A 21,067-nucleotide genomic window follows, 5' to 3' on the forward strand; every position below is an offset into this window, starting at 1 on the left:
GTCTTAAACCGTATCCGTTCAGGGGAGCGGCAAAATAAGGTAGAAAAAGCAAGATAATAATGTTGATGTTAACACTATTGTCAAGCTTACTGGCCTTTCTATTAGTGAGATTGAAGAATTAAGTGTGAGCGGTTACAAATAATTTACCATTTCTTCTGGTTTCACTATCCTTTCAAACTCTTCCTCAGTGAGCAGTTGAAGTTTTGCTGCTGCTTCTTTTAGAGTGATATTTTCTTTATAAGCAAGCTTCGCTATTTTTGCTGCATTGTCGTACCCTATATGCGTATTTAATATAGTGACCAACATCAACGACTGATTCAGTAAATCTTTTATCCTCTCTTCATTTGCTTTAATACCAACTACACATTTTTCTGTAAAATTTAAACTTGCGTCAGCTAAAAGTCTTATAGACTGCAAAACATTGTAAATTATCACTGGCTTAAACACATTCAATTCAAAATGACCGTTTGAACCACTAATGGTTACAGCAACATGATTTCCCATAACTTGAGTGCATACCATAGTCACCGCTTCACACTGAGTTGGATTCACTTTACCTGGCATAATTGAAGAACCAGGCTCATTTTCCGGTAACATTATTTCCCCAATTCCGCATCTTGGACCAGAACCAAGCAGCCTTATATCATTTGCAATTTTCATTAAACTGACTGCTACTGTATTGAGTGTTCCACTGAGCTCAACTAAAGCATCATTTGCTGCTAGCGCTTCAAATTTATTGCCTGCTGAAGTAAATGGAAGGTTAGTAATTCCTGCAACTTGCTTTGCAAAATCTTCAGCAAAACCCTTTTTAGTATTGAGTCCCGTGCCAACCGCAGTGCCACCTTGTGCAAGCTCATATATATCACTTAAAGTTGATTTTACTCTCTCTATCCCCTTTTTAATCTGGTCTGCATAGCCAAAAAACTCCTGTCCTAGTGTTAGGGGCGTTGCATCTTGCAGATGAGTACGTCCTACTTTTATTATATCTTTAAATTCCTGAACCTTATTATCCAGCACCTTATGCAATTTTTCAAGATTTGGAATAAGCAAGCGGTTTATCTGGTCTGCTGCTGCTATATGCATTGCTGTTGGAAAGGTGTCATTTGACGACTGACCATAATTCACATGATCATTTGGATGTATCGGAGATTTACTACCCAAATTACCACCTAAAATCTCTATTGCGCGATTGCTGATCACTTCATTCATATTCATATTAGTCTGCGTTCCGGATCCGGTTTGCCAAACAACAAGCGGAAATTCATTATTAAATTTGCCATCTATTACTTCCTTTGCGGCTGCGCAGATTGCGTCCCCTACCTTATTATCTATGCTACCCTGCTTCATGTTAACATGTGCTGCTGCAAGTTTTACTATTGCTAATGCTTTAATCAGAGGCTCTGGCATTTTTTCTGTGCCAATCTTAAAATTTTCTAAAGAACGCTGAGTCTGCGCTCCCCAGTAATGTTCACTTGGTACTTTTACTTCCCCTAAGCTGTCTGATTCTATTCTCGTCTTTCTATCCATATTTTCCTCCTGGTGTTATGCAAACTGGTTCACTACATAATTTTTTCATGCCTACTTCTTGGTTAATTAAATCATACTAGATCCAAGTAGTCAAGTGTACGAACATTGCAATTTTCAGGTAACTTGCATGGTAGATGTACAACTGTACGAACATTGTCTAGCAGTAGGGTGTCATCCCAGCGCCCCTATGATGTCATCACAGTGCTTGACACTTGGATCCAGAAATTTTATTAAGTTGGTAAGCATAAAAGTAGCCGTTTTATGTTAAAATACAACGTTTTGATGATTATGAAAAGGCTGGATCCCAGTGTCTGGGCACTGGGATGACACCATCTGCAACGCAAATTGCCTGCAAATTGCAATGTTCGTACAGTTGTGTGGTAGATGCAAGTAGCTGACACTGGGATTTGTTGTGTTTAACAAAAACAAATGTTCGTACAAATATATTCTAGTTATATGATAAAATAAATGAAATTCACATCTTAAAAGGATCATATACATCGATTTCCTTAGAATTACTCTTTTTCAATTTTTCACTTAATAATCTTAAAATAGGCTGTAAATCACCATTAATTGATAAGCACAGCACTTCTTTATTGAGATAATTAGCTAGGTGATTCTTCTTTTCCAGAATTTCTGCTTCCCTCAATAAGTCGCATTTGTTTAATACTACAATCTCTTCTTTTTCAACAAGATCACTATTGTAAAGTTCCAATTCATTATGGATACAACTATAAGCCGAAACAACGTCATCGTGAGTTACATCGATTAAATGAAGTAAAATTTGACACCTTTCTATGTGCTTTAAAAATTTATGCCCGAGCCCAACTCCAAGGTGAGCATCAGTAATTATTCCAGGAATATCTGCTATTACAACTTCGCTATCATCCACTTTTACCATGCCTAAATGAGGTCTTACGGTGGTAAATGGATAATCGCCTACTTTTGTATCGGAATTTGAGCAGCGAGTCAAAAATTTTGATTTACCTGCGTTTGGCATGCCAATAATTCCAACATCTGATAAAACTTTTAGTTTTAATAATACATGTTTTTCTTCGCCAGGCTGACCGTAAGTAAAATGTCTTGGTGCCTTATTAGTAGAAGATTTAAAATTAGTATTTCCAAGTCCACCTTTTCCACCCTGTGCTACTTGAAATTCCATACCAGGCTTGTCAAGGTCTACTATTATCTCTTCACTTTCTTCATCAATTATTTGTGCACCGACTGGAACTTTAAGTATAACGTCTTTCCCTGCTGTGCCAGATCTATCCCTGCCTGCACCATTTTTTCCACTATCTGCTTTAATGTGTCTTCTATAACGAAAATGAAGCAAAGTGTTGAGATTAGCGTCGCTGATGAAAACTATGTTTCCACCCTTTCCTCCATTACCACCATTTGGACCACCAAATTCAACGAACTTTTCTCGACGAAAACTTGCACAGCCATCACCACCGTCACCGGCTTTTAAACACAATTTTACTTCGTCTATAAAACCCATGCTAACCCACGATAATATTTAGCATCCTTTCCTAACGTGCTTTCTATTCTCATTAGCTCATTATACTTCGCGAGTCTATCAGAACGCGATAGCGACCCGGTTTTTATTTGCCCGCAATTTGACGCAACTGCTATATGAGATATTGTTGTGTCTTCTGTTTCACCTGAGCGATGAGAAACAACAGCTTTATAGCCATTTGATTTTGCCATTTCAATTGCATTAAACGTTTCTGTTAACGTCCCTATTTGATTTGGCTTGATCAGTACAGCATTTGCCATTTTTTCCTCTATTCCTTTACGTATTAGTTCACAATTTGTAACAAATAAATCATCCCCGACCAATTGAATTTTATTCCCTAGTTTTGCAGTAAGCAATTTCCAGCCTTCATAGTCGTCTTCACTCATTGCATCTTCTATAGAAATTATTGGATATCTTTCCACAAGGTTACAATAATATTCGGTTAACTCTTCTGAAGTAAGCCCCTTACTTTCAAATTCGTAAATTCCATCTTCATAAAAAGTAGATGAAGCAACATCAAGGCCTAGTGCAAAATCACTTTGCGCTGAATAACCTGCTGATTCTATAGCGTATATGATCAAATCAAGTGCTTCTTCAGTACTTTCAATATTTGGTGCAAAACCACCTTCATCCCCTACATTTATGCTATAACCTTTTTTCTTAAGAATGCTACGTAAGTTGTGGAATACCTCCGCAGATATTCTAATCGCTTCGCTGAAAGTCTCAGCACCGACCGGAAGAATCATGAATTCTTGGAAATCGAGCTTATTGTCTGCATGTACTCCACCATTAATTATGTTAATGAGTGGAACCGGCATAACACTCGTCTGCTTTCCTCCCAAATATCTATATAGCGGCATTTTGAAACTGTTTGCTGCTGCTTTTGCAACTGCAAGAGACACACCCAAAGTTGCATTTGCTCCAAGTTTTGATTTGTTTTTTGTTCCATCCAGTTCAATTAATGCTTTATCAATTGCATTTTGGTCCGCTGCATTCATTCCAATGATTTCATCTGCTATTATCCCATTTACAGCTTGAACAGCTTTCAGCACTCCCTTACCACAATACCTTTTCTCATCTTGGTCCCTGAGTTCCAAGGCTTCTAATTTACCAGTTGAAGCTCCAGAAGGTACAGATGCCCTGCCTATTGCGCCATCACAGAGCTCAATTTCTACCTCAATAGTGGGGTAACCCCTGCTATCTAAAATTTCTCTTGCAAATACGTTATTGATTATCTTATTCATTACATTAAACCTTAACTTCCGCAATAAGTGCTGCAGTTTCTTTTGCTAGCTTAGCTATATTACTACCAGCACCAATAAATAATACTATATCACTTGGACTTGTCGAATCACTAATAAAATGTGAAATGAGCAAAGCATCATTCATAATTTTTGTGTTATTAAATCCATTACTGATTAAAGCTTTTTGTATATCATCAATCCCACAACCAGGAATAGGATTGTCTTCTGGGGGATGAACAGGAGTGAGGATGACATAATCAAACATCATGAAAATTCGTATGAATTCATCAAAAAAATTACGAATGCGGGCAAAACGAAGTGGTTCGATAATTCCTATTACTTTTCCTTTAGTAATCGAACGTGCAGCCGTTAAAGTTGCATATATTTCATTTGGATGATGGGCATAATCCTCAATTAACTTAACACCTTTAATATCGGCAATCAAAGAGAATCTTCTTGCTACTCCTTGAAATTCCAAAAGGCCTTTTTTAATCTCTGCATCGCTAATTCCGAGCTTTATCGCAACTGATATTGCAGCTAGGGCGTTGCTTACTTTGTGAATTCCAATTGCATTTGATAGTACTATGTTTTTTAAAGGGCTGGATCCCAGTGTCACGCACTGGGATGACATCTCTGTACACTTTCCTTTTGTCATTCCAGCACGTAATGCTGGAATCCAGTTGTTCAACACATCAAATTCTATGCTGTTAGCATGCTGTTTAATGTTGCTGGCTCTTATGCTACCATTCTCAAACCCAAACGTTATAGAATTACCCGCATCATAATCGATGTCTACAGAATCAGGTAAAACTGCAGAACCTGCATTATTCACGAATTGGGAAAATGCATTTTTGATATTATCAAATGTGCCGTAATAATCTATGTGGTCATTGTTGATACTTGTTATGACAGCAATCTTTGCAGGGATTTTTAGCATAGTTCCATCAGACTCATCAGCCTCGATCAGAAAAGTGTCACTCCCTCCAAGTTTGAAGTTGCTCTTATAGGAATTTAATATCCCTCCTACAGTTACAGTCGCATCAATGCTAGAATGATCAAAAATGGAAGCAATCATAGCGGTTGTTGTTGTCTTTCCGCTTGAACCTGAAACCGCTATCACATATTTATCTCTTAAAAGTTCAGCAAGCATGTCTGATCTATGCAAAACGATTTTATTGTTATTTTTTGCCGCAATTAACTCCACATTATCAGATTCTATCGCAGAAGAATATACAACTATTTGAGCTTGGCTTATATTATCAGCATTGTGACCAATGTAAACTTCTATACCCAGCTTTTGTAATCTATCTACATTGTTGTTTGACTGCGCATCACTGCCTTGAACTTTGTAATTGGAATTGTGAAGAATTTCAGCAATGGCACTCATTCCGATTCCACCTATACCAATAATATGTATTATTCCTTCTTGAGTTTTGTTAATATTTAGCAGTAGATGTTTACTCATTACTAAATTTATTATAGTATAATTTAAAATCCTCATAGTATCGAACCCTCTTACCGAATACAATGATAAAAAACCTAGCCTTCCTATGTCTAATATTCGTTTTGATGAGTAGTTGCAGTTTTAGCAACAGGTTTAATTGCACTGCAGGTCATTACAAAATTGGCAGCAGCTACACAATAAATGGTATAACTTATTATCCAAAAAACTGTAAACACTATGAAGAGATAGGGACAGCGTCGTGGTATGGAATAGAAGATCATGGCACGCTTACAGCAAATGGTGAAGTGTTTAACCGTCACTTGATCTCTGCAGCGCATAAGACTTTGCCCCTACCCTGCTTTGTTCTTGTCACTAATTTAGAAAATGGAAGAAAGCTTGTTACAAGGGTTAACGATAGAGGACCATTTATTGAAGGTAGAATAATAGACTTATCAGAAAAAGCAGCTCAAGTCTTAGGATTTCATAAATCTGGGCTTGCAAAAGTAAAAGTCCAATACCTAAGAAAGATGTCAGAACAATTGATACAAAATACTCCTCATTACAGAAAGCAGTATGAAAAAGAAATACAGAAACGTCACCCAAAACAAGACAGTGCAGAAAGTAAGGGATATGTTGCATTTTTTAAAAGTGCTCAGGCTGCTAAATCAGCTGCATCAAAGCTTCGCAATCAAGGAATAAAAAATGTTAGATTGCTTTTTAAGAACGATCAATATTGCGTGAAAGTGAGTTATAGGTAGTGGTGAGTGCAGAATTTGAAAAATTTGGTTAATGTCAGAAACGCTGGCTAACTATTGTAAGTTAAAAATGTGATATAAAAAAGATATCAACAATTTATAGCTATACCACCGCGATATCTCTTAGCCGCTAACACGTAGCGGAATGACGAGCTTATCGTCACGCCACCGCTAACCGTCATACCGCGATTTATTCGCGGTATCTCAGCCGCTAACAAGTAGCGAAATGACAGCAATCCTACGTCATGCCGCCGCTAACCGTCATACCGCGATTCACTCGCGGTATCTCAGCCGCTAACAAGTAGCGGGATACTTGACCTTTACAGGAATGACAGTTGTCGTTTAGCTATAAATATTAAGAAATTTACCAAATAAAAAAAGGCAAAGAAACCCTAGGGTAGCTAGTATTCAAATTCTCCCTTGTCTATTTGACGTCTTTTACTGTCTTAAACACTTTATAAGCGCGTTTCGGCTTGTATAGGTAGAAACCTAAAAGTTTTATAAAGACATGAGGTGCACATAGTGCAAAAAATTAAGCATGATTTACGCCAAATACATTAAGTTTTTTGTCATTAATCCACTGCAGAGATTGCGAAGATAAATAAATAGCTTCAGTTTCATGATAAGAGGGCTGGCGGAGTTTGTCAAGTAAGTTTTTCGTTTCATCCAATGCGCTGCCAAAAGTTTGTTATGCAAGAATGCACTAGCCATTTCTCACAGATTCATTTAAACTTAATCAAGTAGGAGTATTATTAACGCGAAAAGAGTTTAATTAGAGATTTAAGTGATATGGCGCGTGAGGAAGATATAAACCAATTAGTAGAAAATGGATTTGATATTAACTCAAAAGATGCAAGTGGAATCACTCTCTTGCACAAGTTCACAAAAGAAGGTGATTTAGTTGGAGTAAAGTCATTACTAGAGCACGAAGCTGATTTCAATGTCGTAGACAACGAAAATAGAAATCCACTGCATTATGCCATTATGCATGGACACAAGAAAGTTGCTAAACTTTTTGTTAATCAACTGACAATTAATTCCAAGGATAAAAATGGATTTACTCCACTGCACCTTGCTGCACTACAAGATGACACGGAATTAATAGATTTTTTGATAACAAAAGGCGCAAAAATTAATGAAAAAGATGTCAAAGAGGGCTATACTCCTCTTCATATAGCTTCACTATACGGTTCTAAAAAAAGCGTCCAAATTTTAATTGATAGCGGAGCAAATCTCGAATGTGAAGATAACAATTTTCGTACTCCTTTGTTTTTAACCATTTATCAATGCACCGCACATTATGACAGCAGAGCAGAAATTATAGAATATCTGATAAAGAAAGGTGCAAATATAGAAGCCAAAGATGCAGAAAATAACACTACGCTTTTCCTAGCAGCGTATAACAACAAAATGCAAATAGTAAAGCTTATTGCAAAAAAACAGCAAGCAAGTAACGATAAAATTAAACTTAAAGAGTTTTTTTGCACAAAAAACAATCATGGTTTTGATGCATTAGATTGCGCTATTGAGCATAATAATAGAAAAATGGTAACATTTCTTGTATCAAAAGGAATAGATGCAAATGATCAAGATTTTAATGGCAACGCCAGGCTGCATAAAGCTAGCCATAATGGTAACACTAAAACAGTCAAGCTCTTATTGAGGCTTAAGGTAAACATTAATGCTGTTACTAAATGTAACAGAACTCCCTTGCTACTGGCAGTTAAAAAAGGCCATACAAAAATTGTGAAAATGTTATTGGAAGTTAGAGCCAATATGAACATTTGTGAGCAACAAGGTTTTGCACCTCTACATCTTGCTGTTCAAAAGGATTATTTTGATATAGCTCAGCTATTAATAGAAAAAGGTGCAGACCTTAACATTAAGTGTAATAACGGTCATACCGCAATAGATATGTTCATTAGCAAGGCTCATAGCAAAAAAAACATCGAAGAAAATTACAAAAAATTTTGCAGATTTTTGATGCTTTACCTGAAAGAGCTACATAGTAAACACAAAGCCTGTTGTATACTTTCAACCCTAGCTCTAAGCCTAACAATTATAGGCTTACCATTTATTTTCAAGCCTATTATTAAATATAGAGAAAGAAGTAAAATATATAAAAAAACTAAGGCTATGCTGGTCTACATTTAAGTACAAGAAGAGTATACAAAAAATACATAGCCAAAGCTAATATATGACAATTATCTGCTCGATGAAAACGAAATTAAATACATTTTTAATATTTTTATAGAAATCTATTAGTATAGATCTATATGCTGTTCTAATGGCTATTTTTAAATGCTTAATACTCCTCTTCATTATTTCTTGCACACATCTACCTACCAAGCAATATCCTATTAACATAGACAATTATAAGCACGATTATCCGTTGCAACAATATAACACCTCTTTGGAGATTAATGAACCGGCAATACCAGAAATTATGCCTTTACCAATAGAGTTTCCCGATCTCACAATCAGTAATCAGCTTATTTCTATTAATGTTAGTGAAGAAGTATCAGTAAAGGATTTGCTGATTGAGATAGGAAAACTTTCTGACGTTAACTTGGATATGGACCCAAAAATATCAGGTAATATTATTTTAAAGCTAAAAGATAAGGATATAAACGAAGTAATTCAGAGTATAGCAAATAGCGCCAAACTGCGTTACTCAACAAGTAATGGTGTAATTAGAATTGAGCAGGACTTGCCATACGCACAAAATTATTACGTAGACTTCATCAATATTCAACATTCTGCTCAAAGCAGTTTCGTCATTAATAACAATATTACTAACAGTGATGGAAGTAACGTTGATAGGGACTATAACAATGTTATGAAGTCTCAATACAGTAGTGACTTATGGAATTCATTAGAAAAAGGCTTGAATGCAATAATGGATGTTAACGGGGTGGATGATGGCGAATTCCTTTCATCCAACAGAGAAGCTGGTGTTATTATTTTGAATGCTAGAAAAGATATCCACAAAGCTGTTGAAGAATATATTAATAAGGTTAAGAAGTTAGCGTCTTCTCAAGTAATGATAGAGGCAAAAATAGTTGAAGTTGTGCTAGATGACAAATACCTTTCTGGTATGAACTTAAATGACTTACAAGATGGAACTAAGTCTATAATAAATCAAGATAACTCCATTATTAACCTAGCAATGAACTTTGGTGCAAATGATCTAGGAGATTTAGTAAAAAATTTAGACAAATTTGGCACTTCAACTGTAATTTCAAGCCCCAGAGTACATGCTATAAATAATCAGCAAGCGATGATTTCATTTACTAAAAACCATATTTATTTTACCTCCGATATACAAAAAGATACTAGAAACTCTAATCAGACCTTAATTACCAAGATGAATAGCGTCCCAATAGGTGTTGTGCTAATAATCCACCCAAGCATTAACATTGATACTAGTGAAATATTCATGGATATACATCCAACTTTATCAAGAATTAACGGCTACACTAAAGATCCAGATATAGAGTACGTCGCACAGCAGAGTAAAATGAAATTAAATAGCGACATTCCAATTGTTGAAATCAGAGAAATGAACTCTATGTTAAAAATTAAGAGCGGTGAAATTATGGTAATCGGCGGGCTTATAGAACATAGAGAAGATAAGCAAAGCTTACTGCATCAGAAATCAAAAAGGCTAGCGAATAATATTAGAACAGTAGAAACTGTCATTTTTTTAAAAGCAACAATCGTACCAACATTTGGTTTGTTAGATAGAAAAGATAAGAATTTATATATATATTAAATTATCACTAAAAATTAAATATCAAACCAACTTCAATATTGTGAGTAGATATGTCATCTGCAACAGGTATCGGAACGCTAAAGTAACGATAGCCGAGAAAGGTTTTGATTTCTGGGATTATTGAATAATCAACACCAAGTTTTATTTGATAAGCAAACCAAGGAACATTCAGTGGCATTGAATTTTGGGGTGACCCATTAATCCTTTTTAATCTAAAAACTGTTGGTCCTATACCAAGACCGATGTACGGAGCAAATTGTGTATCCTGAACGCTGGGATTATAATAGAAGTTTAACAAAAACGCAAATATACTTGCTGATTTATCAAATACCGGAGGAGAATTACTATCTTCAATATTGGCTATAGAATACGCGGCTTCAAAATCAATTTTACCATTTTCTCCAGCATAGTAACCTAAAGACATGCTGCTAAACCACTGGAAATCAATTTTACCATCAAATTGCTGTATACTTTTAATTTCATCTGCCACTATATTTTTTATTATAAAACCATAATGACTTTCAACTAAAGTTAGGACTCTCTCCCCTATTGCCTTTATACCCTTTACAAATATTTCTGAATTATCATGGTATACCTTACCACCGTTAGCGCTAACATAAAAATCAAGTTTTTTTGATTTTTCTTTTGTAGGCTCAGCTTGATCTGCAATACGTGACCACATATTTTTCTGATCAGCTACTTGGAAAACAGAAGGTGGACTACTTTCAAGTTCTTGATATTTTATTGGTATTTCTTTTGCAGTAACCTCCTCAGAACGTATCACACTTTCATCATTGTCTGTTTCTAATTTTAAGGGTTGTACTTGCTCAATGTGTGTACTATTACTAATATAAGTAATAAAAAAATAGACACATGAAATGAAAATTAAAAATAAAGCAATAGATATTTTAGTTATCACAAATGAACCCATAATTATCATTTATAGTATAACTACTATATCATATATTTCTTTAATGTACAAAAAATTAAGGTAAGATACTTCCGATTAGATAATTATTTTCCACTCCTTTAACATTAACTTTCACAATACTCTTGGCTTGAGCTTTTGGTTCAAGCTTTACTAATGCAAAATTTTCTGTTCTACCGATATGATTTTGCTCAACCAGAACGCTTTGCTCGGTGCTGAGCAAAGATTGATAAAAACTGCTCATCATTTCCTTATTCACCTCTCTTAGGTGCTTTACCCGTTCTTTACGTACATTTTCTGGTATTTGCGGCATCCGTGCAGCAGGTGTATTTTTCCGCTCTGAATATGGAAAAGCATGTAGGTAAACTACATTTATTTTTTTTAGTAGATCAACCGTATCCTGAAACATTTCATCAGTTTCTGTTGGAAATCCAGCAATAATATCAGCGCCAAATGCTATATTAGGTCTCAAGCTCTTCATTTTATGATAAAATTCTATCACTTGCTCTCTGTTGTGACGACGCTTCATTCTCTTTAGTATTAAATTATTACCAGATTGTAGACTCAAATGTAAATGAGGCATAAGTCTTGACTCATTAGCTATTAAATCCATTAATTCGTCGTCAACTTCAGCAACATCGATAGAGGAAAGTCTTAGCCTCTTCAACTCTGGTATATCCTTTAAAACTCTCCTAATCATTGAACCAAGTGATGGCTTACCCAACAAATCTGTACCAAAGTCAGTAATATCAACCCCTGTAAACACTACTTCTTGATATCCATTTTCTACAAAGATCCTGATTTGCTCTATAATACTGTTTATTGGCACAGATCGATTATTCCCTCTTGCCTCAGTAATTGAACAAAATGTGCAGCTATGATTACAACCATTTTGAATTTCAATAAATGCCCTTGACTTATCTTCAAATCCATTAATTAGAACAGGTTCTACTTGGTTATCACTGACCAAGATTTTATCGTCATTTAGTAAGTAATTTTCAGCTTTTAGCTTATCTTGATTACCGAGCACTTTACTTACACCAGGAATGCTACTGTAAACTTCTGGATCCAACTGAACAGCACAACCAACTACGATAATTTCTTTATTTGGATCATTTTTGTAAATCTTACGTATCTTTTGCTTTACCTGACGTTCTGCTTCGTTTGTCACTGCACAGCTATGCACCACAACAACATTTTCTCTCTTTGCTTTTTTTAATGCTTCTTTGATTAACTCGCTCTCGTAAAAATTTAGACGACAACCAAATGTTATCACTTCATTCATGTTAGTATTTTTTGCTTTAATAGACCTAAATTATATCAAATATCCAAGCAAAGTCTCTTGCATGACTATTTTTTTGTAAATAAATGCTATGCAAGCAGCAGACACTGGGATCTCAACGATTTTCACTCAGACACAGTATCACTCCTTTGCTTATTATAGTCTTTTGACCTTTTTAAGATACAATCCGGATTGGATACTGAGTTGGTGAGTATAAAAGTATAGCTTCTACGTCATACCGCTGCGGTATCTCTTAGCCGCTAACAAGTAGCGGGATACGATTGTCGGTGAATCTAAGTTACCTTAGCTACATTTCTAGCTGTAACTATAAATGTATGGATTTTTTATCGTGCCATGTTATAATTAACGTCTTGCTAAAAATTAAATATTGATGAATGAACTAAGAAAGTTAAGTATTACACAAATGCATGACGGGCTCAAAAAAAAGAGTTTTTCTGCCGTTGAACTCGTAGAGGCGCACATCAGTGCGGTTGAAAATGAGAAATTAAATGCATTTATAACAAAAACCCCAGAGATAGCAATGAAAGCTGCTAAAGCTGCAGATGAATATTTCTCTAGGCAAAAGGATGATTTAATCTCGCCGCTCATGGGTGTACCAGTTGGCATCAAAGATCTATTCTGTACAAAAGGAATAAAAACAACAGCATGCTCAAAAATGCTGGAAAATTTCGTTCCGACTTACGAATCTACGGTGTCTGACTTGCTTTTAAAAAGTGGAGCAGCCATGCTCGGTAAGCTTAATATGGATGAATTTGCTATGGGTTCTGCGAACACAAACAGCTATTTTGGCCCTGTCGAAAATGTGTGGATTAGAAAAAGTGATGGGGAAAAAGTTGTTCCTGGTGGATCATCTGGTGGATCTGCAGCATCGGTGGCTGGATTTTTATGCGCTGGAGCACTAGGGAGTGACACCGGTGGATCTGTACGCCAACCAGCAGCTTACTGTGGAGTAGTTGGAATAAAGCCAACTTATGGAAGATGCTCGCGTTTTGGTATGATTGCATTTGCGAGTTCTCTAGATCAAGCAGGAGTCATTACTCGTTCTGTCTCTGATTCAGCATTAATGCTGGAAGCAATCTGTGGCTATGATACAAAAGATTCAATATCAAGTAGAAAGCCAGCACCTAAATTTTCCAGCTTTATAAATGGTGATGTTAAGGGTAAGCGTATTGGTATACCAAAAGAATATAGGATGGATGGAATTTCAGAGGAAATAGTCCATAATTGGGAGAAAGTTGCTTCCTATTTAAAAGAAAATGGCGCTGAAGTTGTTGACGTTACTCTGCCACATACTAAATATGCAATACCAGTCTATTATTTAATTTGTTCTGCTGAAACTTCATCCAATCTTGCTCGTTATGACGGTGTGCGTTATGGGTTCAGGGTTGATGCTGATACCCTTGAAGAAATGTATTCACTAACAAGAGCAGAAGGTTTCGGTAAAGAGGTGAAAAGAAGAATTTTAATTGGCGCTTATGCGCTTTCTTCAGGTCATCATAATGAATATTACGAAAAAGCGCAGTGCATTAGGGCATTAATCAGAAATGATTTTATAAAAGCGTTTGAAAAAATAGATTACATACTTGTGCCATCTGCTCCAACAGAAGCTTTTGGCTTAAATGAAAAGCCAGATCCGCTAATTATGTGCATCAATGATGTGTTTACTGTGCCGGCAAGTCTGGCAGGATTGCCTGCTATTTCTGTTCCTGTTGGGCTCTCCAATGAGGGTTTACCACTTGCCTTGCAAGTGATTGGAAATTATTATGATGAAGCTGGAATATTAAATGTGGCAAGTGTGATAGAGCAAAATTGCGGCAGAATAATTAGACCTCTTGCATAATCTATTTTTTGATAGTAATTTTTGCATTAAAATTTGCTTACGCTCCTCAACGTACTCTATGGTTCCATTTTTAGATGAATAGCAAAAACAGGGTATATTAATCTGTTTACAAAATTTTCGTGTAACAGTTCACACTTAATTAAACAGACTGAATTCTGTAATTTTGGGATGTTGAAAAATTTACCTCACGTTGTCATTCCAGCGCATAACGCTGAAATCCAGATTTATAGAAACGAAAAAACTTGCTTGACACCCTTCGCCAACCCCCTTATTATGATGTGTAGTACAATGATACAAATTAAGAATTCCCCCATCCTGTGCTGGTTCTTCGATCTGAAATCCTACTTCTACCTGATCACAACCAATGTTAATTTGTCCTATTAATGCTTTAATAATGCCGCGCTTAGTTTGCCAATCTAGCTGTTCCAGGTTCGATTTTACACTAGAATAAAAATTCTTTATGCTATTTATAATAAGACTTATTCCTTTTTCTACTGCCTTCTGATCAACTACCTTTTTTTCTCTTCTTCTATCCCTTGTAAGCGTTCTTTCATTTTTCTCATTGTCTGTTTAAATTCTTCCTCGCTTATATATCCTTTCTCTCCTGCATTTTCTTGACTATAATAATCTTCCATTAATTTTTCGATACCTTCTTTTATTTGATTTTCTCTTCTTGCAAACTTTTTCTCTGATGATTCATCATTTTTATTTTCTAATACTCTACGTTGGTATTCCTTTTTTATCATCTCTGGGTTTTTTAGTACATCTTTCACCTTTTCCCATACTGACCTTACCCAGAAAAAGTGGAGAGAAAGAAAGGAGTTTTTTCGGGTAAAATAAAATTTTGGAGGATTAGAAATGGCAAGAGAATATAAGGCAGAATTCAAATTGGAAGCTGTTAAGCTGACAAATGAACAAAGAAAGGTAGGTCAACCAGTTGCAAAAGTAGCAAGAGATCTAGGAATAAGGGATAGTGTATTAGGAAAATGGATGAAGAAATATAACGAAAAAAAGTCAGCGGCAAATGCATTTCCAGATGTAGCACCTTATGACAAAGAGAGATTTGATTTACAGAAAGAGTTAGCAAAAGTAACAAGAGAAAGAGACATTTTAAAAAAAGCCCTGGCCAGTCAAAAAGAGTAAAATATTTTTTCATAAAAGAGCATAGTAAACACTATAAAGTGCAGGAATTATGTAGGGTTTTCTGCTAGTGGCTACTATAAGTGGACTACAAGGAAAATAAGCAGTAGAGAATCAGCAAATAAAGAGTCATTAGCAGATATTCAAAAAATATATCAAGCTTCTAAATGTAGATATGGAGCTCCTAAAATTCATTCTGAATTAAAGGCTTTGGGTAAAAGTTGCAACTTAAAAACAGTGCAAAGTATTATGCAGAAAAATGGTATTCAGGCTATATTGAGAAGAAAATTTAAAATTAAGAAACAACAAACGGACAGTAGCTCCCAATATATTAGACCAAAACTTTATTGTCGATCAACCAAATAAAGTATGGGATTACTTATATAAAAACCAAAGAAGGATGGCTATATTTGGCAACAATAATCGATCTATATTTACGCATGGTAGTTAATGAGCAGTTCAATAAATTGGTTATGGACTCTTTATTAATGGACGTTAACAAGCGTAAACCTGCCAAAAATCTACTATTACATAGTGATAAAGGTTCACAATATACTTCGCAAGGTTATCAATATCTCTTAGCTGTAAAGAATATAGATGAGTCATAAAGGTTGTTGTTACAACAATTCTGTTGTGGAAAGCTTCTTTAGTTCTCTAAAAAGGGAGTTACCAATAGACACCTCTCGGCACTCTAAACAGCATATCAAAACTGCTATATTTGAATATATAGAAATTTTTTGGGAGTGTTAAATAAACCATACGCGTCAAGTTAAGGAAAAGTGTAAGTAAAGTTGATAGAGTGAAGGAAAATAATAAAGTATAAATTCTCTTGGATATATGAATGAGAGAACTTACAATGGACAGAATAGCTTGCTTATCAAAAGACCTCAATGAATTCTTTAATGAAAAAGCAGACGAAATATCAATTGCAGTAGGTTTTATAAAAAGAAAGAGAAAACTTAATGGCTCATCATTCATAAAAGCTATGGTTTTTGGTAACATAGGAGTTGATGATTGCAGCATAGAAACAATGTGCCAATTGCTAAATGAAGACTCGATAGAAATTACAAAACAGGGTTTAGATTTTAGGTTTAGTGAAGAAGCAGTTGAGTTCATGAAAAAAATGTATAACGAAGCTTTGTGTTTATTTAAAAAAAGTCTACAGATTGATTGCAAAATTTTACAGCAATTTGGAAGCGTTAAATTATTGGATAGCAGCTACATTAGCCTGCCCAGTAGCATAGAAGATATGTACAAAGGATATGGCAGTAGCTATAGAGATTGTGAGAATAATACCAAATCAGGAATAAAGCTACAGTTAGTCTTTGATTACCTGAATCAAGCGCTAGATAAGTTAAATTTTATGGAAGGAATAAGGTCGGATCAAGGTTATAGGGATTATCTGAACGGTTTATCAGCCAATGATTTGCTAATATTTGACTTGGGCTACTTTGTGCCTAGTTCTTTTAAACAGATTGATGAAGCAGGTGCATATTTTGTTAGTCGTTATAAGTCTGATACCAATATATATGATATAGAAACAAATCAAAAAATAGAGCTATTGGAGTATTTGGAAGGTCAATTATCTTCAGAAAAAGAAGTATTATTAGGAAAGGAAGTAAAAATTAAGGTAAGAATTATATGTCAAAAGCTAACTGAAGAACAGTCTATGGCTAGAAGAAGAAAGGCTAATAAATTAGCAAAGTCACATGGATATACATCTTCTCAAAAGAATCAAAAGTTATTAGATTGGTCAATATTTATAACTAATGTTCCAGAGAGTAAAATTAATGCTGAACAAATATTGACGGTTTATAGAGTAAGATGGCAAATCGAATTACTATTTAAACTATATAAAAGTCATATCAATCTTGATAAACTAAAAGGAAAGACAAATCCATTTAGAGTATTGTGCGAGCTATACGCAAAATTATGTGCTATTCTCGTATTTCACGGAATGATTGGCTGTGTAAAACTAAAAAAGAACACGGAGCTCAGTTTAACAAAGGCATTTATTGAATTGAAAAGGCGGGTTAGAGAGCTCTTTTTGATATTAAACAATATTGTCAATAATTTAAAAATTTTTCTAAAAAAGCTTACTATAATCTGGTCAAAGTTTTCTTTGAAAGACAGATATAGGAAGACCAGGGTATCTACTTTAAGCTCTCTACATTCCTTAACTTGACGCGTATGGTTTATTTAACACTCCCGAAGAGGGCGGTAGCTCCGAAAATTTCCCATTGTTGTTGGCTTCCTGAATTACATCCATGTCATACAACTTGTTTCTCTTTCGCTGCTGAACCCTTTTTATCCTTTATGAACAGTTTTACAACAGCCAACATTTGTGCAGAGCCATTGCTACTGCATTCATTAGAATCAGCACCTTTTTTTTAGTAACGACTTTATTTTACCTAAATCTTTGCTTGAAACAGCCTTGTATAATTCGGGTTCACAAAATAACGTATCGCTCTATAGAGATACCTTTTATAACTCTTATTATTTTCTGTAGTTTTCTCACCTTCACCCTCCTTTAAATTTAAAACATGTAAAATTTTTGTTAAATATACAAATGTCCATAAAGATATACCTTTTCTATAAAAATAAGTTTTATTGATTCTGCTTCTCTTCGCTAATTTTTACTACCTCTGATAAAAATGAACTCAATAAATCCTGTAATCTTTGATCTTCAATTTTTTGACATTCTTTCATTATATTTAATATTTTCATTTCTCCTTCACTATCTTCATCTTCGTAATAATTTTCTTCTGTTGGTCCACAGAATAAAACTCTAGCATTCACTAATGCTTTTTCTGCTTCAGATAGCTTTTTAAATGACATGCAATCTACACCTTGTTCATATCTGTGTATTTGCTGTTGTGATAATCCGATTTTATTCGCTAACTCCAACTGAGTACATCCTCTTACGAACCTCCAATCTTTTGCCATTTGTCCAATTTTGTGCTTTATAGACTTTGTACCTATTATACTCTTGCCAATTTGAATTTCCCCTGACAAAAGTTTTACTAATACACAAAATGCACTGCGAAATTCTTGGTCCTTAATTTTTTTTAAATTTTGCAGTATACTCAGCATCTTTTCTTCCTTGTAACTAACATAACCTGTTGTAGGAAATATATCTTTAAAACTAGCCGATAATACTTTTAGCATCTTTTCTGCATTTTCAGGTGAAACAGCATCTATCCTTTGTTCATATCTTCGTATTTGTGACGTTGATATACCAGTTTCCTTTGCTAACTTCGCTTGAGAATATCCCCTTAATAACCTCAACTCTTTTATCTTTTGAACTACTTGGTAGCTTAAAGAGTCGATAGCAATTTTCTCTCTGGTAGTGGTCATTTTTTGCACAATTGCAGAACAAACATATAATACAGTATTATTGAGTTTGATTAAAGTTTTACTACTTCTGCCAAAATAATAGGCATAAACTTCAGGAAATTGATATCTCACAATGTAGCTAAGGCTAGAAGCGAGCAGAAATCTCTACTAATTAAATATTTTTCTATTTCTATTTAAATATTGTATATTAAATATAAAAAACAGTAGCAAAGCTAGTGGCTTCTTTGTAGAATACCATCTAAACGAATACAACGGTCAATAATTTATTTACAATTGACGCTGTATACTGAAACAGTGGTTGAGGTAAATTGTATGAGTGAAAATACATTAAAATTACAAGAAGAAATAAAGCGTCACAACGAGTTGTACTATCGGAAAAATAGGCCAGAAATAACCGATGCAGAATATGATGAACTGGTAAAAAAAGTAGATATTCAAACCATTGGTACTGCGCCTGACGATAGGTTTTCCAAGGTACAGCATATTGTGCCTATGCTCTCGTTAAACAAAGTTTACAGCCAAGAAGACATTGAAGAATTTATTGCTAAGTCCAGAGAACTCCTAAATACAGATGAGCTGGAGATAATGTGCGAGCTGAAAATTGATGGCTTAAGTTTCACTGCAATTTATGAAAATGGCTTACTCGTTAAAGCTGCAACGCGCGGTGATGGTAATTTAGGCGAAGATGTCACTGATAACACAAAAACCATAAAGGGTTTTCCTCAAGCTTTACCTGGTATAAATGGTAGATTGGAGGTGAGAGGGGAAATATACATAAGAAATGACGATTTTTTAAAATTAAATAAGGATAACCAATTTTCAAATCCGCGCAATACGGCATCCGGTTCACTAAGACAATTGGACCCAGAAGTTACCGCCAGTAGACCGCTCAGGTACTTTGCCTATTCTTTAATTGGTGGAGCAGAAAAACTCAATTTGAAGTATTAAACAAGTTGAAGGAACTTGGATTCTGTGTAAATGAACATCAATGCTTAGCAAAAAATGTGGACGAGATGCTGAAGTTTTATAACAGGATTTATGATAATCGTCATGAATTAGGTTATGATATTGATGGGGTAGTCTATAAAATCAACAACTTAGAGTTGCAAGATCGTCTAGGTAGTACCAATAAAGCACCAAGAGGAGCTATAGCACACAAATTTCCTGCAGCTTATGGAAAAACTAAAATAGAAAAGATATTAGTACAAGTCGGCAGAACAGGCCAATTGACTCCAATTGCTCAATTAGTGCCAATAAACATAGGTGGGGTGGTTGTTACTAGAGCAAACCTGTATAATCAAGATGAAATAGAGCGCAAGGACGTAAGAGAAGGAGATGTCGTGGTAGTGCAGCGAGCAGGCGACGTCATTCCAAAGATTGTAGAAGTGGACAAAAATGCTCGTTCTCCGAATGCACCAAAGTTTATATTTCCGAATACCTGTCCAGAATGTGGAAGTGAAGTACAGATTGAAGGAGCAGCAATAAGATGTTCAGGGGTTACCTGTAAAGCTCAAATCATAGAAAGGTTAAAATATTTTGTTTCCAATGATGCTTTTGACATTACTGGCTTTGGTGACAAACAACTGGAATCTCTCTATAATCTTGGTTTAGTAAAACAGATCCCTGATATTTTTACTCTGGAAGAAAAACTAAAAAATTTCAACTTAAGTGAACAAGAAGGGTGGGGTGAAAAATTAATATCTAATTTATTGAATTCTGTCAATAGTAGAAAAACCATAACCCTTGACAGATTTATATCTTCTCTAGGGATTCGATACGTCGGACCACATGTAGCAAAATTACTAGCAAAACATTATGGCTCATATGAAAATTGGTATTCTGCTGATGAAGAAGAATTAATGAGCATAATAGGTGTAGGAGAAAAGATTATAGATTCATTAATATCTTTCTTCTCTGAAAAGGATAATGTTGAAATGGTAAATGACCTTGCTGCTCAGTTAAATATTCTGCCTGTGGTTGCTAATACTAGCAATTCCATTTTTAATGGCAAAACAGTAGTTTTTACTGGAAAACTTTCAAAAATGGAGAGAAATGAAGCGCAAGCACTAATGGAATCTTTAGGCACAATTATGAGTTCAAGTGTATCGCCTAAAACGGACTTCTTGGTTGTCGGCGAAAAACCTGGGTCAAAGCTCGAAAAGGCTAAAAAGCTGGGTATTAAAATTTTAACCGAGGAGGAATTTGTAACCTTTCTCCAAAAGTCTATATGAAGTTTCT

The 21,067-nt window shown here is 35.1% G+C and carries 14 protein-coding genes and 2 pseudogenes; 7 read left to right on the plus strand and 9 right to left on the minus strand.

The features are described 5' to 3' along the window. Nucleotides 1-132 precede the first annotated feature (132 nt). From fumC to murC, 5 genes are all read right to left on the minus strand, one after another. Nucleotides 133-1,527 carry a class II fumarate hydratase gene (gene fumC, locus HUB95_RS03605; RefSeq protein WP_209452307.1) on the minus strand — a complete coding sequence of 465 codons (1,395 nt, stop codon included), beginning with the start codon at nucleotides 1,525-1,527 and terminating at the stop codon, nucleotides 133-135. Between the two features lie 264 nt (nucleotides 1,528-1,791). Then, nucleotides 1,792-1,950: a hypothetical protein gene (locus tag HUB95_RS03610; protein WP_209452308.1), complete on the minus strand. Its 159-nt coding sequence runs from the start codon at nucleotides 1,948-1,950 to the stop codon at nucleotides 1,792-1,794. 52 nt (nucleotides 1,951-2,002) lie between these two features. Further along, complete coding sequence (cgtA, locus tag HUB95_RS03615; protein WP_174515741.1) at nucleotides 2,003-3,025, minus strand: Obg family GTPase CgtA; 1,023 nt, start codon at nucleotides 3,023-3,025, stop codon at nucleotides 2,003-2,005. Then, nucleotides 3,013-4,287, minus strand: coding sequence for a phosphopyruvate hydratase (gene eno, locus HUB95_RS03620; protein WP_015588946.1), 1,275 nt, complete (start codon nucleotides 4,285-4,287; stop codon nucleotides 3,013-3,015). Before eno ends, cgtA begins: the two co-directional genes overlap by 13 nt. Before the next feature lie 4 nt (nucleotides 4,288-4,291). Further along, complete coding sequence (gene murC, locus HUB95_RS03625) at nucleotides 4,292-5,788, minus strand: UDP-N-acetylmuramate--L-alanine ligase (protein WP_015588945.1); 1,497 nt, start codon at nucleotides 5,786-5,788, stop codon at nucleotides 4,292-4,294. Nucleotides 5,789-5,814: 26 nt separating this feature from the next. Here murC and HUB95_RS03630 point away from each other — a divergent pair, with 26 nt between their 5' ends. From HUB95_RS03630 to HUB95_RS03640, 3 genes are all read left to right on the plus strand, one after another. Beyond that, on the plus strand, nucleotides 5,815-6,489 hold the full coding sequence (locus HUB95_RS03630) for a septal ring lytic transglycosylase RlpA family protein (RefSeq protein ID WP_015588944.1): 675 nt from the start codon (nucleotides 5,815-5,817) through the stop codon (nucleotides 6,487-6,489). 786 nt (nucleotides 6,490-7,275) lie between these two features. After that, entirely contained in the window at nucleotides 7,276-8,640 is a 1,365-nt protein-coding gene (locus HUB95_RS03635; protein WP_141457199.1) for an ankyrin repeat domain-containing protein, read from the plus strand. A gap of 133 nt (nucleotides 8,641-8,773) precedes the next feature. After that, nucleotides 8,774-10,261, plus strand: coding sequence for a type II secretion system protein GspD (locus HUB95_RS03640; protein ID WP_015588942.1), 1,488 nt, complete (start codon nucleotides 8,774-8,776; stop codon nucleotides 10,259-10,261). Nucleotides 10,262-10,268: 7 nt separating this feature from the next. Here HUB95_RS03640 and HUB95_RS03645 read toward each other — a convergent pair whose 3' ends face one another. Both HUB95_RS03645 and mtaB read right to left on the minus strand, forming a co-directional pair. Next, on the minus strand, nucleotides 10,269-11,180 hold the full coding sequence (locus HUB95_RS03645; RefSeq protein WP_197907187.1) for an outer membrane protein: 912 nt from the start codon (nucleotides 11,178-11,180) through the stop codon (nucleotides 10,269-10,271). 67 nt (nucleotides 11,181-11,247) lie between these two features. Beyond that, nucleotides 11,248-12,474: a tRNA (N(6)-L-threonylcarbamoyladenosine(37)-C(2))-methylthiotransferase MtaB gene (mtaB, locus tag HUB95_RS03650; protein WP_015588940.1), complete on the minus strand. Its 1,227-nt coding sequence runs from the start codon at nucleotides 12,472-12,474 to the stop codon at nucleotides 11,248-11,250. A gap of 388 nt (nucleotides 12,475-12,862) precedes the next feature. On the opposite strand from mtaB, the gene gatA reads away from it, so the two are divergent. Further along, nucleotides 12,863-14,332, plus strand: a complete 1,470-nt coding sequence (gatA, locus tag HUB95_RS03655; protein WP_015588939.1) for an Asp-tRNA(Asn)/Glu-tRNA(Gln) amidotransferase subunit GatA — start codon at nucleotides 12,863-12,865, stop codon at nucleotides 14,330-14,332. 509 nt (nucleotides 14,333-14,841) lie between these two features. On the opposite strand, the gene HUB95_RS06185 is transcribed toward gatA, so the two are convergent. Further along, a complete protein-coding gene (locus HUB95_RS06185) occupies nucleotides 14,842-15,105 on the minus strand; it encodes a hypothetical protein (protein ID WP_010082214.1) in 264 nt (87 codons plus the stop codon). Between the two features lie 85 nt (nucleotides 15,106-15,190). Between HUB95_RS06185 and HUB95_RS06610 the strand changes: the two are divergent. Next, nucleotides 15,191-16,213, plus strand: a pseudogene (locus tag HUB95_RS06610) (IS3 family transposase); the annotation flags it as partial. A 115-nt stretch (nucleotides 16,214-16,328) separates the two neighbouring features. Further along, entirely contained in the window at nucleotides 16,329-17,657 is a 1,329-nt protein-coding gene (locus HUB95_RS03685; protein ID WP_197907300.1) for an IS4-like element ISWosp9 family transposase, read from the plus strand. 422 nt (nucleotides 17,658-18,079) lie between these two features. On the opposite strand, the gene HUB95_RS03690 is transcribed toward HUB95_RS03685, so the two are convergent. Then, the gene (locus HUB95_RS03690; protein ID WP_197907387.1) at nucleotides 18,080-18,940 is read right to left on the minus strand and encodes a helix-turn-helix domain-containing protein; all 861 of its coding nucleotides are present in this window, start codon (nucleotides 18,938-18,940) and stop codon (nucleotides 18,080-18,082) included. Nucleotides 18,941-19,141: 201 nt separating this feature from the next. On the opposite strand from HUB95_RS03690, the pseudogene ligA reads away from it, so the two are divergent. Next, a pseudogene (ligA, locus tag HUB95_RS03695) lies at nucleotides 19,142-21,060 on the plus strand (NAD-dependent DNA ligase LigA). Nucleotides 21,061-21,067: the final 7 nt, after the last annotated feature.

The organism is Wolbachia endosymbiont of Ceratosolen solmsi (genome assembly GCF_017869155.1).
Classification (GTDB): Bacteria; Pseudomonadota; Alphaproteobacteria; order Rickettsiales; family Anaplasmataceae; genus Wolbachia; species Wolbachia pipientis.

What these genes read in the sequence shown, in the direction of transcription:
- HUB95_RS03630 (WP_015588944.1), top strand. Translation starts at nt 5,815, where the DNA reads ATGATAAAAAACCTAGCCTTCCTATGTCTAATATTCGTTTTGATGAGT.
- HUB95_RS03685 (WP_197907300.1), top strand. Translation starts at nt 16,329, where the DNA reads ATGGACAGAATAGCTTGCTTATCAAAAGACCTCAATGAATTCTTTAAT.
- HUB95_RS03635 (WP_141457199.1), top strand. Translation starts at nt 7,276, where the DNA reads ATGGCGCGTGAGGAAGATATAAACCAATTAGTAGAAAATGGATTTGAT.
- HUB95_RS03640 (WP_015588942.1), top strand. Translation starts at nt 8,774, where the DNA reads ATGGCTATTTTTAAATGCTTAATACTCCTCTTCATTATTTCTTGCACA.
- eno (WP_015588946.1), bottom strand. Translation starts at nt 4,287, where the DNA reads ATGAATAAGATAATCAATAACGTATTTGCAAGAGAAATTTTAGATAGC.
- cgtA (WP_174515741.1), bottom strand. Translation starts at nt 3,025, where the DNA reads ATGGGTTTTATAGACGAAGTAAAATTGTGTTTAAAAGCCGGTGACGGT.
- murC (WP_015588945.1), bottom strand. Translation starts at nt 5,788, where the DNA reads ATGAGGATTTTAAATTATACTATAATAAATTTAGTAATGAGTAAACAT.
- mtaB (WP_015588940.1), bottom strand. Translation starts at nt 12,474, where the DNA reads ATGAATGAAGTGATAACATTTGGTTGTCGTCTAAATTTTTACGAGAGC.
- gatA (WP_015588939.1), top strand. Translation starts at nt 12,863, where the DNA reads ATGAATGAACTAAGAAAGTTAAGTATTACACAAATGCATGACGGGCTC.
- fumC (WP_209452307.1), bottom strand. Translation starts at nt 1,527, where the DNA reads ATGGATAGAAAGACGAGAATAGAATCAGACAGCTTAGGGGAAGTAAAA.